Below are 15,354 nucleotides of genomic sequence, written 5' to 3' on the forward strand. Positions count from 1 at the left end.
GATTTTTATTTGGCAGGAGCGCTATACGCTGCCTTCTTTTTCAATGACGAGGATGCGTGCCGCGCCACGCGGATGGGCAACATGTTCGCAGCCGATGCCTGCGAAGAAGACGTCACCGGTATGCAGGACGGCAACCTGTTCGGTGCCGTTTTCCCGATAGTGCATGTCGACGACGCCGTCGAGCACCGCAAACACTTCCTCACCGTCGTTGACGTGCCATTTATAGGGCGCGTCAGTCCAGTGCAGACGGGTGGTGACGCCACTCATGTTGGCGATATCAAGCGCGCCCCATGCGCGTTCGGCGGTGAATTCGCGGCTGCGAATGACGTTCATGTGTTCTCCTCTAATGGGACTGGCGCGCAGGAGACAATCGTTCCCGGCGCCGGGAACAGTCGGGCAAAGGTAAAGGCGAAATCGCTCTCGCCGTGGAGTTGCAGGTAGTGGAGGCGTTCCTTCGCTTCTTCGATCGTGGGGACGTGTCCCGGCGCGATCCACCACAGGGCGATATAAGCATCCTTGAATCGCTCGAACCATTCCTTCCGCTGACGCATGACCTGCGCATGCGCGCTGCGGTACACGAACTGCTTCAGGTGTTCCGGCGATTCCCAGACCGACATGTTGATCAGGATGCGTTCGTCGTCATACGGCTGCAGGGACGTGGCATTGCCGTCGTCGGTCTTCAGCCGCCAGACGAAGCCGGGGCTGGACTCCGCAAGCGCGTTGATTTCATCGAGGCGCGCGACGAAGCCGGACATGACCGGATCGTCGATGGCGCCAAGTGCCCGGCCGATGTTGACCTGCGCAAGCTGGCAAGGACGTGTCATGTTTCCGGCCCCCGGTCAGCACGCGTCGCAGGTGCGATGACGTTTCAACGAGGTCTGCACGACCGCATGCTGCGACATGCCGCGGAGGAGGGCGGTGACCCGTTGTCCGATGCCTTTCAGGAGTCGTCCGGCCTGCGGGCGGCGCAATTCGACGCTCGCGTCCTGGTCGGCCTCGAGGACGGTCAAACGTCCGGGCACGGCGGTGAACGTGTCGCCTGCGTGCAGGAAATAATCGTGCTTGATGCCTTCGACGGTAATCCAGACACGGCCGCGCTGGATGCGCAGCGTTTCGGCGCGGTGCGCGGTGCCGGAAACAGCCTGCCCGGAAGGAATAGTCAGTGTCCCGTTTGTGAATAGCCCTCTCATGATGTCGCTCCTGGATTGGCGGGCCGGATGCCGCTGCACGCTTGCAGAATGGCTTTTTTCCTGTCCCGTGAAAGCATCATAGTCCTTGTCATGCGCTTGTCTAAACGATATATTTTTGACTTTCTTGCTAGTTTTGTTCACATATGGCCGACTTCAGGAAACTCCCCAACCTGGCGGCGCTGCGCGCCTTCGAGGCCGCCGCGCGGCACGGCAATTTTTCCCGTGCCGCCGAGGAAATCCACGTCACGCACGGCGCCATCAGCCATCAGGTCAGGGCATTGGAGGAAGAGCTGGGCGTGTCCCTGTTTGCGCGCCACGGCAAGCGCATTTCCATCACGCCGGAGGGCGATCGCTTTGCGACGATCTTGCGCAAGGCGCTGACCGATATCGCGGCTGCCGCCGCCGCGCTGCAGGCTGACGGCAAGCAGAAGCGGCTGACGGTGACGGCGCTCCCGTCGTTCGCGGCGCGCTGGCTGTCGCCGCGACTCGGGCAGTTCATTGAACTGCATCCCGACATGGAAGTGATGCTGCAGTCGAGCAGCCAACTGACCGACTTCGTGCGCGAGTCGGTGGATATCGGCGTGCGCTTCGGCCGCGGCAATTACCCTGGGCTGGTCGTGGAAAAGATCATGGATGATTACTACTACCCGGTCGCTAGCCCTCGGTTCAACAAGGGCAAGCTGCCGCGCACGCCGGAGAAGTTGGCGGATCATCCGCTGCTGCGCTGCGAGATGGAGCCGTGGACGCCATGGTTCCGGGAGGCGGGACTGGATTTCCTCGAGCCGACCGGCGGCCTCGTGTTCCAGGATTCATCGATGCTGGTGCGCGCGGCAGTGGAGGGGCACGGCATCGCGCTGGCGCGCCATGCGATTGCCGTGTCGGACATCGAATCAGGGGAGCTGGTGCGGCTGTTCGATATTGCGATCAGGACGCCGCAGTCCTACTACCTCGTCTGCCCGCCCGAGTCCCTGCGCAAGCCGCAGGTGCAGGCATTCAGGAACTGGCTGCTGGGCGAGGTTGCGAAGCTCGCTCAGCCCAAGGCCTGATTACAGGACCACCTTCACCATCGGATGCGAAGACAGCGCCCGATACAGATTGTCGAGCTGCTCGCGGCTGGTGGCGCGCACCGTCACGGTGAGCGCGAGGTAAGTGCCCTTGGACGACGGGCGCATTTCCATCTTGCCGGCGTGGAAAGTCGGGTCGTGCAGGGTCACGACTTCCACCATGGTCTGGGCGAAGTTTTCCTGCATGACGCCCATGATCTTGATGGGGAAATCGCTTGGGTATTCGATGAGGCTTTCGGTGGGCTGGGTCATGGCAATGCTCGCTGTTTCGTTCCATGTGGGGACGGAACGGCAGATTTTCAATGACGGTATTTTACGCCCTCTTGGCCTCCTGATAAGCCGCGTACAACTTGCGAAACACGGGGCCCGGCTTGCCGGCGCCTACGGGCTTTCCATCGATCGAAGTCACGGCGAGCACTTCCCGGCCTGCGGAAGTCAGCAGCACTTCATCGGCGGCGAAGACGTCGTCACGCGGGATTCGCCGTGAGGAGAATGGAATGCCGCAGGCGGCACAGAGTTCTTCGAGCAGGCCGTAGCGGATGCCTTCCAGAATCAGCGTGCTCTTCGGCGGGCCGTAGACGGTGCCGTTGCTGACAATCCAGATATTCGACGAGCCGCCTTCGGTCAGCACGCCATCGCGGAACTGGATCGCTTCAAGCGCATCGTTCTCTGCCGCATATTGCGCGGCAAGCACATTGCCCAGCAGGGAGATCGACTTGATGTCGCAGCGTTGCCAACGGAGGTCTTCCGTCGTCACGCAACGCACGCCGTTATCGACCGTCTCGGTATCCGGCGGCGTAAACGGATTCGTCATGATGAGTACGGTAGGCGTCGCATCGGCGGGAAAGGCATGTGCGCGCTTGGCGACGCCGCGCGTCACCTGCATGTAGACGAGTTGCGTATCGGCCGGATGGGTGGACGTGACTTTATCGATCAGCGCCATCCACTCTTCCTCGGTATGCGGATTCGGGATGCGAATGGCCTTCAGGCTGCGGAACAGGCGCGCCATGTGCTGCTTCGCGCGGAACATCTTCCGGTTGTACACCGGGATCACTTCATACACGCCGTCGCCGAAGATGAAGCCGCGATCGAGCACGGGGATCTTCGCTTCGGACAAAGGCGTGAGTGCGCCGTTCAGGTAGACGAGCGGGTCGTGCATGGGAAATCCTTCACGCTTCGTAGCAGACAAGAGTGACATCGGCGCCGGCGTCCCGGATCGGGACCAATGCCTGGTATTCGGGTGAGTCGTGCCAGCCGAGCAGGGCCGCCTCGTCGGGGAAGCGGGCGACGACAGTATCGGTATGGGTATGGATGCCGTTGAGGACCTTGAGTTTCTTCCCGCGGAAGACCAGCTCGCCGCCCCATGCGGCGATGGTGGCGCCGACCTTGCCGCGGTACTCGTCCCACTTGGCGGCATCGCGGATGGTGATGTGGCCGATGATGTAGGCGGGCATACGATTCTCCTGAGCAAAAAGAAAACGGGGTGCATTTCTGCACCCCGCAATGACTTACCGGAAGATGTCGAACAAACCCGGCATCACTTCATCCACAGGCGCACGGAATCCCATGCGCGGCCGATGATGCTGGCCTGGTTCACTTGTTCCAGCGCGACGACCGGCAGTTCGGTCAGTGCCTTGCCGTCGACCATCATCTTCAGCGTGCCGACCTTGCTGTTCTGCGCGACCGGCGCAACCAGCGGGTCGTTGCGCTCCAGCACCGGCTTCATCTTGTCGGCCACGCCCTTCGGCACGGTGACATACACGTCATGTGTAAAGCCGATCTTCACCTGGCCCTGCGAGCCCTTCCAGACTTCCGGCGTTGCGACCGGCTGGCCCTTGGCGTACAGCTTGACGGTGTCGAAATTCTGGAAGCCCCAGTTCAGCAGCTTCTGGCTTTCGGACGCGCGCACCTGGTCGGACACCGTACCGAGCACAACGGAGATCAGGCGACGGTCGCTGCCGCCGTTCGGGCGCTTGGCAGTGGAGATCAGGCAGTAGCCGGCAGCGGCAGTGTGGCCGGTCTTCATGCCGTCGACGGTCGGATCCAGCCACAGCAGGCGGTTGCGGTTCGGCTGCGTGATCTTGTTGTAGGTGAATTCCTTGGTCGAGTAGATCTTGTACAGGTCCGGATGGTCCGCGATCATGCGCGTGGCCAGGATCGACAGGTCTTGCGCGGTGGTGTAGTTGTCCGGATGCGGCAGGCCGTGCGGATTGGCGTAGCGCGTGTTCTTCAGGCCCATGCGCTCGGCTTCGCGGTTCATCAGCGTCACGAAGGCTTCTTCCGTGCCCGAGACAGCTTCTGCCAACGTGACGGCGGCGTCGTTGCCCGACTGCACGATCAGGCCGTACAACAGGTCATTCACCTTCACCGGGGTAGCCGGATCGATAAACATCTTCGAGCTGCTCGCATCGACCTTCCATGCGCGGACGGAGACGTTGACCATCTGGTTCAGGTCGAGGCGCTTTTCCTTGACGGCGGAAAATGCCAGGTAGGCGGTCATGATCTTGACTAGCGATGCCGGTTCGACACGCGTGGTGGCGTCTTGCGAGGCAAGGACCTGGCCGCTCGTCGCATCAAGCAGGAGCCATGACTTGGCGGCAATGGTGGGAGGCGGCAGCGCCTGTGCAAAGGCGATCGAGACAGTGAGTAGGGTGGCGGCAAGGGCCGCAATGAGCTTTTTCATGGATTGTGCAGATTGAAACCCCGCGCGGAGACCGGGCGGATACAAGAGTAAACAAGGTCCGAATTATAGCCCCGGTGAAAGCTGGCGGCGGGAAAGAACGCCGACTTTCAGCGGTGCCACATTTCGACCACGAAACTCTTTATATGTTGCAACTTGCGGTGAAAAAAATGATCGGCGCCGGGAATGACGATGACTGGCAGGTCTTGCGGCCTTGCCCAATCGAACACATCCGATAACGGAATCGTCTCGTCATGCTCGCCGTGGATGAGGATCGTATTGGCGGGAACTGGGGGAATGGCCCATTTGCCGGCGGCAGTGCCAACCAGTACCAGGCGTTCGGCCGGTGTTCCCGCGGCGACAAGGCGCTGTTGCAGTTGCGACTGCACGAAGGTGCCGAAAGAGAAACCGCCGAGCGCGACGGGCAGGCCGGGATACTGTTGCTGCATGTGCTGCAGCAGTACGGCCATGTCGTCGGTCTCGCCCCTTCCTGTGTCATGTTCGCCTTCGGATTTGCCGACGCCGCGGAAATTCATGCGGGCCGTCGCGTAGCCGAGCGCGATAAAGGCGCGCGCCACAGTTTGCGCGACCTTGTTGTCCATTGTGCCGCCATACAGCGGATGCGGGTGTGCGACAAGTGCGATGCCGCGCGGCGTGTTGTTCGGCAGGTCCAGCGCGCATTCGATGTTGCCTGCGGCGCCGCGAAGGGAAAAGCGTTGGGTCTGGGAATTCATTGTTCTTGTTGCTGGGGTTGCTAGATCTTCAGGCGTTCGACGACTTTGCCGTTGACGAGATGTTCATCGATGATCTCGTCGATGTCCTGCTGGTCGACATAGGTATACCAGGTGCCTTCCGGATAAACGACGAGCACCGGACCCTCTTCGCAACGATCCAGGCAGCCTGACTTGTTGATGCGTACCTTGCCTTGCCCGCTGAGGCCGAGTTTCTTGATGCGCGCTTTCGCATGCTCCTGCGCCGCCTGCGCTCCCTTGTCATGACAGCAAGGGCGGCCTTCCTCACGCTGGTTCAGGCAGAAAAAGACGTGGTGTTGGTAATAAGGCTTGTCGGACATGGCAGTCTCTGGGGTAAAGCCGCCATGATACACCCCCGGCTACTGCCGCTTCAGGCGGTGGGCAGGGTGCAGCAGGAACCACAGGGCGAAAAACGTCCAGAAGATCGACAGGAAATGTGCCGCTCCGTTGAAATTCAGGAACTTCCCTTGCGTCCATGCCTGCAAGGTGGCGACAAAGTAGGGATTGGCCGGCACCATGTTGATCGCAATGAAACCCAGCAGCAGGCACAGCGCGGCCAGCCTGCGTTGCGCCACTGGCGGCGCGTAGGACAGGCCGCCGACCATCATGATGCCAATGAGCAAACCGCCTTTCGCGCCCGGCGTCAGCCATGCCAATGCATTGGCTGGAGAAAACAGCAACGCGTTCGCCATTGCCTTCACGCCAAGGGCAATGGCAATGAACAGGATCAGCAGCACTGGTTTGGGCGCCTGTTTACGCAGCAGGATGGACCATGTCAGCATCGCACCGATCAATCCGAATGCAGTGATCAGCGTTTCTGCGAGCCAGTACTCCTGCACCGTCAGCTGGATGTCGCGTGTAAGGAGGGCAACGAGGTCGACCGGCGTTTCCAGCCAGTCCGAGATCCAGTTGGAGAGAATCGGCATCAGCTGGCCGTGACCGAACAGGTAACCCTGCGGGTAGATCTGCGCCAGCGGCCACAGGCCGGCGATGATCAGCCCGCGTCCCGCATCCGGCACGAACCATTCGCGACGCAGTTGCAGCAGACGGCTTTGTTCCAGGAAGGTGTGGGTCAGCAGTGCGCCGAGGAAAGCACCGATGCAGGTTCCCGCCAGGTTGGTGAGGAAATCGAGATTGGACGACACGCGGTTGGGCAGCAGGGTCTGCACCGCTTCAAGCCCGCCCGACAGCAGCATGCCGGCGAAGATGGCGGCGATTGTTGCCGGCAGTCCGCGCAGCGTCGGGTAGAGCGCAAAGACCACCAGCATGCCGAAGGGTAGGTAGCCGACGATATTTGCCGCGACGTCGAAGCCGGTCCAGTAATGCGGCATCGGCATGACCAGGAACGCCCACATCGGCAGGCCAATGTCGCTCCAGTTGGAGAATGGATACAGGCTGGCGTAAATGATCAGGAAGGTATACATCAGCAGGCCGACCCGGGCGAATGTGGACACACTCGCCGCCTGGACAGGTTCGCTGGTGGCTGTCTGCGGATTTTCCTCGGTGAGCAAGCTTGCGCCTTCTTGATGAGATATCCGTATTGTCGGCAGATGCCCGGGTTGCGGCAAGCGAAATTATTTCAACGGCAATCCGTGCAGCCAGAGGATGATGTCGGAAATTGCAGCGTCGCTTGCCGCCGCGAGCGCGGCCGCACCACCCGTTGCGTCGGCGCTGCCCGATGGAGCTTGGCGGATAAAGCTGCGCTGCGCCAGGAGAGTGCGTCCGCGATACAGCGAGGCACGTAGCGCGACCTGTCCCGTGCTTTCCGAGGGCGAGGCGAAGTGCTGCGAGAAATCGTCTGCTTCGATGCGCAGGATGGGCACGTCCACTGCGCCGTCCGCAGCGGCCAGTGCGACGCCTCCTGCCTGGGCAATGCGTGCCTTCAGGCTCTGCGTAAGCAATTGCGCCGGCGTCATCGTCCAGCGCGCCTGGGAATACGGACGCGGCTGCTGCGTGTTCGCGTAATTGAGGCGATAGAACATCATGCTGCTGTCCAGCCAGACCGGCACTTGTACGGCGGCGATGCTGATGGGAGGCAAGGCGGGGAGGGGGGATGCCCCCTGCTGCGTTTTCAGCGGACCGAGATCGAACAGTGTCGCCGGATCGGATCTGCCGCCGACCGCGCAAGCGGACAGCACGAGTGCGCAGGCAGTCATGGCAATGGCGGGGATGCGTTTTTTCATTGTTGTCCTCCCTTATTTCGACGGCACGGCGAATCCCGGTTCGCCGGGGCCCGGTGTGATGTCGGGCGAACCGAATAGCACGCTTTGCGGTCGTTCGCTGAAATTGTCGAGTGCGCGGTTGAGCGCGCGGATCGACGAACGGGCATCGCCTGCCAGCGGCAGGGTGTCGTGCTCGATTCTTTCCGCGACCGATCCAAGCCGCGCGGCGGTATCGGTAATGGTGGAGATGGTGCCCCCGGGTTCGTTCATCTTCGCGGCGATACTGTTCAGGCTGCTTGCCAGCGCACTGGCGTCGCGCGACAGGGCATCGAGCGAGGCGAGCGACTTCTGCGCCTGCGTCGTGACGGCGGGGAGTCGCGCCAGGGTGGGCTGCAGTTGGCGCGGAATGGATTCGATCTCGGTTGCCGCCTTGCTCACGTTATCGAAGGCGTCGAGGATGGCTTTCTGGTTGGCGGGTTCCAGCATGTTGTTGATCCGCTTGGCGACTTCCTCCGTCTGCTGCAGGATCGCGAGGCCGCGCGTCTGCAACTGGTCGAACAGGCTGGGGCGCATTTCGATGCGTGCGACTTGCTGCGGCGTGCTGTGCAGCTTTACCGGCTTGCTCCCGTCGTCATCGAGCTGGACGTAGGCGATGCCGGTCACACCCTGGTAACCGAGCGTGGCGAAGGTGGATTGCGTGATCGGTGTATCGGGCTTCACGCTAATGTGCACCAGGATCTGGCCCACCACCTGCGGGTCGAAAGTGATGTCGTCCACCTTGCCCACATCGAGCCCGCGGTAACGCACGGCGGCCTGCGCATTGAGGCCGGGCACGGACAGCTTGGTCGCGATCTGGTACGGCACGTATTCCACGCGGTCACGATTGAGCCAGATGCCGATGAAGACGGCGGCGGCCAGCAGCACGATGGTGAACAGGCCGGCGATCAGGGCATGCGCCTTATTTTCCATGGTTGTTTTCCATTTCCTTCTCGCGCAGCACCTCCAGCGCGCGCTGTCCGCGCTCGCCGAGGAAGAAACGCTGGATGAACGAATGCGGCAGGGCAATCACCTCCTTCGGCGAGCCGAGCGCGATGACGCGCTTCTCGGCCAGCACGGCGATCTTGGTCGACAGCGCAAAGAGTGTGTCGAGATCGTGGGTGACCATCACCACCGTCAGCCGCATCTGCTGATGCAGGCTGCTGATCAGGGAGACGAAGCTTTCCGACAGGTCCGGGTCGAGGCCGGCGGTCGGCTCGTCGAGGAACAGCAGTTCCGGTTCGAGCGCAAGGGCGCGCGCCAGCGCCACCCGCTTCACCATGCCGCCCGACAGGTCGGCGGGCATCTTGAGCGCATCCTTGGGCGTGATGCCGACCATGTCCAGCTTCAGCAGCGCCGCATCGCGCACCAGGTCATCGGGCAGGGCGCGCAATTCGCGCATCGGCTGGGCGACATTCTCGAGCGCGTTCAGCGCGGAAAACAGCGCGCCATGCTGGAACAGCATGCCCCAGCGATTGCGCAACTGCCGCAGGCGCGTGCCGCCCACGCGATGAATGTCTTCGCCGAACACTTCCACATGTCCGCGTGTAGGCGTTTCCAGCCCAAGCATCTGGCGCAGGAGTGTGGTCTTTCCCGAGCCCGAGCCGCCGACGAGCGACAGGATTTCGCCCTGGTTGACGTCCAGGTTCAGGTCCTGATGGATGACAAACTGGTCGAACTGCGTCCACAGGTCGCGGATGCGGATGATCGGCGCGGCCATCAGAAACCGACTCCCTTGAACACGATCGCAAACACCGCATCGGCCAGGATCACGACGGTGATGGCGGTGACGACCGAGAGCGTGGTGCCTTGTCCGAGGCTTTCGGTATTGGGCTTGATGCGCAGGCCGAAATGGCAGGCGACCAGCGCGATCAGGCCGCCGAACACGACACCCTTGCCGAGGCCGATCCAGTAGTTCGGCAAGGGAACGGCGCCGGGCAATTCCTGGAGGAAGTAGGTGGCTGACAAGCCGAGTTCCATCTTTGCCGCCGCCATCCCGCCAAGCAGCGCGATGGCGTCGGTCCATACCACGAGCAGAGGCATGGAAATCGCCAGCGCGATCACGCGCGGCATGATCAGGCGGAATCCGTGCGGCATTCCCATGACGAGCATGGCATCCAGTTCTTCCGTCACGCGCATGACGCCGAGCTGGGCGGTGATCGCGGAGCCGGACCGGCCGGCAACGAGGATGGCCGCGAGCAGCGGCCCGAGTTCGCGCACGATGCTCATGCCGAGGATGTTGACGAGGTAGATGTCGCCGCCGAAGGTATGCAACTGCTGGGCCGACAGGTAGGACAGGACGACACCGATCAGGAATCCCACCAGGGCGGTAATGCCCAGCGCCTGGTAGCCGATATGGAAGACGTTGGCGGAGATCTCCTTCCACGGGCCGCGCAAGGGGCGCTTCAGGAAGGTACCAAGATCCAGCGTCAGTTGCCCGATCAGGCCGACGAAGCTGGCCAGGTGGCCGGAAAAAGTATGCAGCGGGAGCGCGATGCCCTGCAGCGAGTACCAGGGGCGCGTCGATGGTTCAGGCAATTCGAGCGCACCCGCCTGTTCGATGCGGCTGAAGACTTCCTCATGGCTTGGCGCCAATGCGAGTTGCTGCGGGCGCGATTTTCCCCATGCATTCCAGAACAGTTGCGCGCCAATATGGTCCAGTCCCGAGATTTGCGACAAATCCCATGCCGCGACGTTCGCCGGTACGGAGCGCAGGTCCGCTGTGAGCTGCTTGATGACGGCCGGATCAGCCAGTGCGTGAACTTGCCAGCGGCCAGCGGCGGCAACGGCGGGATGCGGTCCCTTGCTGATCGTCAGTGTTGGCGCTTGTTCATTTGGCATCGGGATAGTGTAAGGGAGATTGCCCCAAGGGTCATCCCGACTGCCATGACCGGCGTCAACACGTTAACCTTGCGCAATCATCCCGCTACAATGGGCGCATGAACCAACCCCTCACTTCCGAGCGCATCGACGCCTTGCTTCGCCCGGCTGCCCAGCAGATCGACGTGCGCGTGGTGGACGAGACCGGATCGACGAATGCCGACCTCCTTGCCACGCTGCCCTCGCTCACAGCACCGACCCTTCTCATTGCAAAGTCGCAAACCGCCGGACGGGGGCGCGCAGGAAGGGAATGGCTGTCCGCGCCCGGCAAATCGCTGACCTTTTCCCTTGCGTGGAAGTTCAGCCTGCCGGTCCATGCCCTCGTCGGCCTGCCGCTCGCCGTCGGCGTGTCGATCGCCGAATCGCTGGCCATGTTCAACGTGCAGGTCAGGTTGAAGTGGCCAAACGACGTGCTGCACGAGGGCAGGAAGCTTGCAGGCATCCTGATCGAATCCGCCACGGCGGCCCGCGTCCCGCACGATGCAAGCTGGGCGGTGATCGGCATCGGCATCAATATCGCGCTCAGTGACAGCATGTCGGCGGAAATCGGCCGGCCGGTCGCGAACATTCCCTGGCTTGGGGAGCTCGACCAGGACATGCTGATGGCGACGCTGGCCAGCGGGCTGGCGGAGGCGATGGTGCAATTCGAGCACGAGGGGCTTGCCGCGTTCACCCCGCGCTGGAATGCCCTGCATGCCTATGCCGGGCAGCCGGTGATGATCCTCGACAACGGCAAGTTGCAGCATGAAGGGCTTGCCGTCGGCGTCGACGAGATCGGGCGCTTCGTGCTCGACACGCCTGCTGGACGCACGGCAATCATGGCGGGCGACGTATCGCTGCGCCCGAAGGGATAGGACATGCTGCTCCTGATTGATGCGGGCAATACCCGGGTGAAATGGGCCGTCGTGCCCAGCAGCCGCCGCGATCCGGCGGCGCTTGGCCAATGGACGGAATCCGGCATGGTCGAGCATGCGCAGCTGCGCAGCCTGGGCGATGCGTGGCGCAAGCATCGCGTCGTGCGCGTCCTCGCATCGAACGTCGCCGGTCAGGCAATGCGCGAAGGGCTGGAGCAGGTCTTGCTCGGCGCCTTCGGCATGCAGCCGGTTCCGCTGGAGTGGTTTGCCTCGGCGGCGTCGCTCGGAGGCATTCGCAACAATTACCGGAACCCAGCGCAGCTCGGTTGCGACCGCTTCGCGTCGTCGATCGGCGCGCATGCCTTGTTCCCGTCCCAACCGCTCGTCGTCGCAACCTGCGGCACCGCGACCACCGTGGATGCGGTCACGGCGGATGGCGTCTTCCTGGGTGGTATGATCCTGCCCGGGCTCGGCCTGATGGCGAGTTCGCTGGCAAAGAACACGGCGCAGCTGCCGCAGGTGGCCGAGCATCTCGACATCGCGGAACCGTTCGCCGATCACACGGACGCGGCCATCGTCAGCGGGTGCCTCGCCGCACAGGCGGGGGCAATCGAGCGGACCGTCGCGGCGCATGCACGGCACGGCGGCACGGTGCGTTGTGTTCTTTCCGGCGGCGCGGCTGCGCTGATTTCACCGCACCTCACCGTGCCGCACGAGCGCGTCGACAATCTGGTGCTGATTGGCCTGCACAAGGCCGCAATGAATACATCATGCTGAAATTCCTCTTCTGGATCCTGTTGCTTGGCAATGCCGGGTTGTTCGCCTACCAGCAAGGCTATTTCGATGCCTTCTTTTCCAGCGGGCGCGAACCCGCACGCATGAAGGATCAGCTCAATGCCGACAAGGTAAAACTCGTTCCCCCACCTGCACCGGCTCCTGCTCCTGCTCCTGCTCCTGCTCCTGCTCCTGCTCCTGCTCCTGCTCCTGCTCCTGCTCCTGCTCCAGAGCCTCTGCCTGAACCGGCTCCGCAACCAGCCGCGGAAGTGAAAAAGACGGTGGTGCTTGCTTGCACGGAAGTCGGCAATTTCGGCCCAGACGACGCGAAGCGATTCAGTGCCGAACTCGCTTCCCTGTCCCTCGGCGACCGCGTGAAGCAGCGTGCGCTGCAAGAGGTGGCGAACCACATGGTCTACATCCCGCCGCAGGCCGACAAGGAAGGCGCGGAGAAGAAGGCGGGCGAATTGCGCAAGCTGGGCGTCGAGGACTTCTTCATCATCCAGGACAACTCTCCCATGCGCTGGGGCATCTCGCTCGGCGTGTTCAAGCATGAGGACGCCGCGCGGACGCACCTCGCGGCACTGAACCAGAAAGGCGTGCGCAGTGCGCGCATCGGCCAGCGCACGGTGACGTCCAGCCAGGTTGCGTTCCAGGTCCGCGACCTCGATGAGGATGGGAAGGCGGCGCTCGACAAGGTCAAGGCGGGATTCCCGAAGCAGGAAATGCGCAAGTGCCCCTAGACATCAAAAAGCCTGGCAGTGCCGGGCTTTTTTTCGTCTTCACAGCAGGTTCCGCTGCTCCAGCAGTTGTCCGCCGATGGACTGGTAAATCACCACCGTGCCATCCTTGATGTCCCCCTTCGCGTCGAATTCGATCGCGCCCTGGATCTTGCCGGAGAATGAACCTTTCGCCAGCACGGGCAGGAAGGTTTCCGGTGACACCGATCCCGCTTCCTGCATTGCCTGGGCAAGGATGTGGATGCCGTCGTAGGACAGCGTCGAATAGGCACCCGGCGAGCCGAATTTCGCCTTGTACATGTCCATGAACCCGATGCCCGACGACAGCCAGCTCGGCGGCACGCCAGCCACCGTGCAGTAGTAATTGCTGTTGGCGCTGCCTTCCGCGCCCTTGAGCGTGGAGACATCGCACATGGCATCGGCGACGACGAATTTCGCGGTAGAACCCGCCTTGCGCAGCGCCTTCAGCAAGGGGAGTCCTGCCGCCTCATCGCCGCCGAAGAATACCGCATCCACATTGGCGTCGATGATCTTTCCGGCGAACGCGGCGAAGTCGGTGGACTTGCTGTCCACGCTGAGGCGGACGGGGGCGTGTTTCAGCTTGACGCCACGTTCTACCTCGTCCGCGATGCCGACGCCGAAGGTGGTCCGGTCGTCCACCACGTAGAGAGACTTGGCGCGCAGTTTTTCCCGGATCAGCCGCACCAGCGTCGCGCCTTGCTGGATATCGTCAGCCGTGAGACGGAAGGCGGTCTTGAGTCCCATGCGGGTGTACTTTGGATTGGTCGATACCGACAACTGCGGAATCCCGGCCTGTGCGTAGAGCGGCGCCGCGGCAATTGATACCCCCGAATTGAAGTGGCCGAATACCGCCGACACGCCGGCATCGATCAGGCGTTTGGCAGCCGCCTTCCCTTCCTCCGGCGATGCCTTGTCGTCTTCGACAACCAGTTCGAAGCGCGCGCGCTTGCGGCCAATGGAAAAATGTTCACTGTTGAGTTCATCGATGGCCACTTGCGCGCCGTTGGCAATGTCCTTTCCGTACTGGGCGAGCGGTCCCGTCATCGGTGCCACGACACCAATCCTGACCGTCACCTGCCGGCCGCAGGCGCCCAGCAACAGCAGTGCAACGAGCGCGGTCCCGATTCGCAGCAAATGCTTCATGTCCCCTCCTTGTTGTTGGAATAGTGCAGGGGAATGTTAGGAGGGGGAGCCTGGAATTAAATTTTGTAGTTATTCGCCGTCGCAGAGTTTCGTTTGGCGAATTTTCCGGCTGGCGGATGGTGTGTAATTGGGGAGAGGTAAATGGCGGGCGAATATTTGCTGCGCCTGCACAATGCGCGGCGTCAGAGGGAGTCGTCCCCGTTTTCCTTGTCCGGCACCATGCGGCGCATCGCCTTCCGGAGCAGGTCCATCTGCTCCGTGAAGTTGCGGCAGGCATTGCAGACCAGCAGGTGCATGCGCACCCGCGTGCGCTCGACCAGCGTCAGCTCGCGGTCCATGCTTTCGGACGTGAGCTGGTGGACTTCCTTGCAAGTGGGCTTGAGGGACATCAGCGTTTTCCAAACCAGTTCAAGTCGAGGCACTCGCGCAACTGCACCCGGGCACGATAGAGCATCACCCAGGCATTAGACGTGCTGATGCCCATTTCCTTACAGATTTCCTCGGTGTCGAACTCCAGCCATTCCCGCATCATGAAAATGCGGGCCGTCCTGGCCGGCAGCTTTTCAAGACAGACTTCCAGCACGCGGAAGAAATCCTTCTGCTCCAGCGTCGCGTCCGGATCGCCCCAGCGTCGCGGCATGTCCACCGTATGCCCGTCCGGCTTGAACAGGGCGTCGATCACATCGGCGTCGCTCTGGTCTTCGCCGGCTTCGATGCGGAACTCGCGCTTCGATGCGCGCATCACATCCACGATCTTGTGCTTGAGGATCCCGGTGACATAGGTGCGCAGGGAAGACTGGCCGGCAAAGCTGCCGGGCTTCTCCAGCACCGCGATCAGTGCATCCTGCACCACGTCTTCCGCCAGCGACTCGTTGCGAAGCTGCAAAACCGCAAACCGCACCAGGGAAGGGCGCAGGGCTTCCAGTTCACGGTGAAGTGTGGCCGTCATGTCACTGATTTCGTGCGTGGATTGTCATTTGGGCAAAGCGTAGCGGACAGATCGGGCAATTACAAGAAATCCGCCGGGAAATCGCCGCACTTTCCCTGTAAAATCGCGA

The 15,354-nt window shown here is 62.2% G+C and carries 21 protein-coding genes; 4 read left to right on the forward strand and 17 right to left on the reverse strand.

From position 1 onward, the window contains the following. Positions 1-21 precede the first annotated feature (21 nt). From ACNOHI_RS01445 to ACNOHI_RS01455, 3 genes are read right to left on the reverse strand one after another with little or no spacing between them, the layout of a single operon-like run. On the reverse strand, positions 22-333 hold the full coding sequence (locus ACNOHI_RS01445; protein WP_420472847.1) for a cupin: 312 nt from the start codon (positions 331-333) through the stop codon (positions 22-24). Then, positions 330-824, reverse strand: coding sequence for a DUF3291 domain-containing protein (locus tag ACNOHI_RS01450; protein ID WP_420472848.1), 495 nt, complete (start codon positions 822-824; stop codon positions 330-332). The genes ACNOHI_RS01445 and ACNOHI_RS01450 overlap by 4 nt, the downstream gene beginning before the upstream one ends. 15 nt (positions 825-839) lie before the next feature. Then, complete coding sequence (locus tag ACNOHI_RS01455; protein ID WP_420472849.1) at positions 840-1,190, reverse strand: DUF2917 domain-containing protein; 351 nt, start codon at positions 1,188-1,190, stop codon at positions 840-842. Between the two features lie 143 nt (positions 1,191-1,333). Between ACNOHI_RS01455 and gcvA the strand changes: the two genes are divergently transcribed. Then, complete coding sequence (gcvA, locus tag ACNOHI_RS01460; RefSeq protein ID WP_420472850.1) at positions 1,334-2,236, forward strand: transcriptional regulator GcvA; 903 nt, start codon at positions 1,334-1,336, stop codon at positions 2,234-2,236. On the opposite strand, the gene ACNOHI_RS01465 is transcribed toward gcvA, so the two are convergent. From ACNOHI_RS01465 to ACNOHI_RS01515, 11 genes are all read right to left on the reverse strand, one after another. Further along, a complete protein-coding gene (locus ACNOHI_RS01465; protein ID WP_420472851.1) occupies positions 2,237-2,506 on the reverse strand; it encodes a DUF493 family protein in 270 nt (89 codons plus the stop codon). A gap of 61 nt (positions 2,507-2,567) precedes the next feature. Next, positions 2,568-3,413 carry a D-amino acid aminotransferase gene (locus tag ACNOHI_RS01470; protein WP_420472852.1) on the reverse strand — a complete coding sequence of 282 codons (846 nt, stop codon included), beginning with the start codon at positions 3,411-3,413 and terminating at the stop codon, positions 2,568-2,570. A gap of 10 nt (positions 3,414-3,423) precedes the next feature. Continuing rightward, complete coding sequence (locus ACNOHI_RS01475; RefSeq protein WP_420472853.1) at positions 3,424-3,708, reverse strand: DUF1330 domain-containing protein; 285 nt, start codon at positions 3,706-3,708, stop codon at positions 3,424-3,426. 83 nt (positions 3,709-3,791) lie between these two features. Further along, positions 3,792-4,937: a D-alanyl-D-alanine carboxypeptidase family protein gene (locus ACNOHI_RS01480; protein ID WP_420472854.1), complete on the reverse strand. Its 1,146-nt coding sequence runs from the start codon at positions 4,935-4,937 to the stop codon at positions 3,792-3,794. A 107-nt stretch (positions 4,938-5,044) separates the two neighbouring features. After that, positions 5,045-5,668 carry an alpha/beta hydrolase gene (locus ACNOHI_RS01485; RefSeq protein ID WP_420472855.1) on the reverse strand — a complete coding sequence of 208 codons (624 nt, stop codon included), beginning with the start codon at positions 5,666-5,668 and terminating at the stop codon, positions 5,045-5,047. Between the two features lie 20 nt (positions 5,669-5,688). Further along, positions 5,689-6,006: a (2Fe-2S) ferredoxin domain-containing protein gene (locus ACNOHI_RS01490; protein WP_420472856.1), complete on the reverse strand. Its 318-nt coding sequence runs from the start codon at positions 6,004-6,006 to the stop codon at positions 5,689-5,691. 39 nt (positions 6,007-6,045) lie between these two features. Further along, positions 6,046-7,197, reverse strand: coding sequence for a VanZ family protein (locus ACNOHI_RS01495; protein WP_420472857.1), 1,152 nt, complete (start codon positions 7,195-7,197; stop codon positions 6,046-6,048). A gap of 63 nt (positions 7,198-7,260) precedes the next feature. Continuing rightward, entirely contained in the window at positions 7,261-7,869 is a 609-nt protein-coding gene (locus tag ACNOHI_RS01500) for an ABC-type transport auxiliary lipoprotein family protein (protein WP_420472858.1), read from the reverse strand. Positions 7,870-7,881: 12 nt separating this feature from the next. Then, complete coding sequence (locus tag ACNOHI_RS01505; RefSeq protein WP_420472859.1) at positions 7,882-8,817, reverse strand: MlaD family protein; 936 nt, start codon at positions 8,815-8,817, stop codon at positions 7,882-7,884. Next, positions 8,807-9,604: an ABC transporter ATP-binding protein gene (locus tag ACNOHI_RS01510; RefSeq protein WP_420472860.1), complete on the reverse strand. Its 798-nt coding sequence runs from the start codon at positions 9,602-9,604 to the stop codon at positions 8,807-8,809. The genes ACNOHI_RS01505 and ACNOHI_RS01510 overlap by 11 nt, the downstream gene beginning before the upstream one ends. Beyond that, a complete protein-coding gene (locus tag ACNOHI_RS01515) occupies positions 9,604-10,725 on the reverse strand; it encodes an MlaE family ABC transporter permease (RefSeq protein WP_420472861.1) in 1,122 nt (373 codons plus the stop codon). The genes ACNOHI_RS01510 and ACNOHI_RS01515 overlap by 1 nt, the downstream gene beginning before the upstream one ends. Positions 10,726-10,823: 98 nt before the next feature. Here ACNOHI_RS01515 and ACNOHI_RS01520 point away from each other — a divergent pair, with 98 nt between their 5' ends. Genes ACNOHI_RS01520 through ACNOHI_RS01530 form a run of 3 tightly spaced genes read left to right on the forward strand, consistent with a single transcriptional unit; the run spans position 10,824 to position 13,135 of the window. Next, the gene (locus tag ACNOHI_RS01520) at positions 10,824-11,618 is read left to right on the forward strand and encodes a biotin--[acetyl-CoA-carboxylase] ligase (RefSeq protein ID WP_420472862.1); all 795 of its coding nucleotides are present in this window, start codon (positions 10,824-10,826) and stop codon (positions 11,616-11,618) included. Between the two features lie 3 nt (positions 11,619-11,621). Continuing rightward, positions 11,622-12,395: a type III pantothenate kinase gene (locus tag ACNOHI_RS01525; RefSeq protein ID WP_420472863.1), complete on the forward strand. Its 774-nt coding sequence runs from the start codon at positions 11,622-11,624 to the stop codon at positions 12,393-12,395. Then, entirely contained in the window at positions 12,389-13,135 is a 747-nt protein-coding gene (locus ACNOHI_RS01530; RefSeq protein WP_420472864.1) for an SPOR domain-containing protein, read from the forward strand. The genes ACNOHI_RS01525 and ACNOHI_RS01530 overlap by 7 nt, the downstream gene beginning before the upstream one ends. Positions 13,136-13,174: 39 nt before the next feature. Here ACNOHI_RS01530 and ACNOHI_RS01535 read toward each other — a convergent pair whose 3' ends face one another. The 3 genes from ACNOHI_RS01535 to ACNOHI_RS01545 form a co-directional block, all read right to left on the reverse strand. Then, positions 13,175-14,296 (reverse strand): branched-chain amino acid ABC transporter substrate-binding protein, encoded by a 1,122-nt coding sequence (locus ACNOHI_RS01535; RefSeq protein WP_420472865.1) that lies wholly within the window; start codon positions 14,294-14,296, stop codon positions 13,175-13,177. Positions 14,297-14,478: 182 nt separating this feature from the next. Beyond that, a complete protein-coding gene (locus ACNOHI_RS01540; RefSeq protein WP_420472866.1) occupies positions 14,479-14,685 on the reverse strand; it encodes a zf-HC2 domain-containing protein in 207 nt (68 codons plus the stop codon). After that, on the reverse strand, positions 14,685-15,245 hold the full coding sequence (locus ACNOHI_RS01545; protein WP_420472867.1) for a sigma-70 family RNA polymerase sigma factor: 561 nt from the start codon (positions 15,243-15,245) through the stop codon (positions 14,685-14,687). Before ACNOHI_RS01545 ends, ACNOHI_RS01540 begins: the two co-directional genes overlap by 1 nt. Positions 15,246-15,354: the final 109 nt, after the last annotated feature.

Origin of the sequence: Noviherbaspirillum sp. ST9 (genome assembly GCF_048799745.1) — a bacterium.
Classification (GTDB): Bacteria; Pseudomonadota; Gammaproteobacteria; order Burkholderiales; family Burkholderiaceae_D; genus Noviherbaspirillum.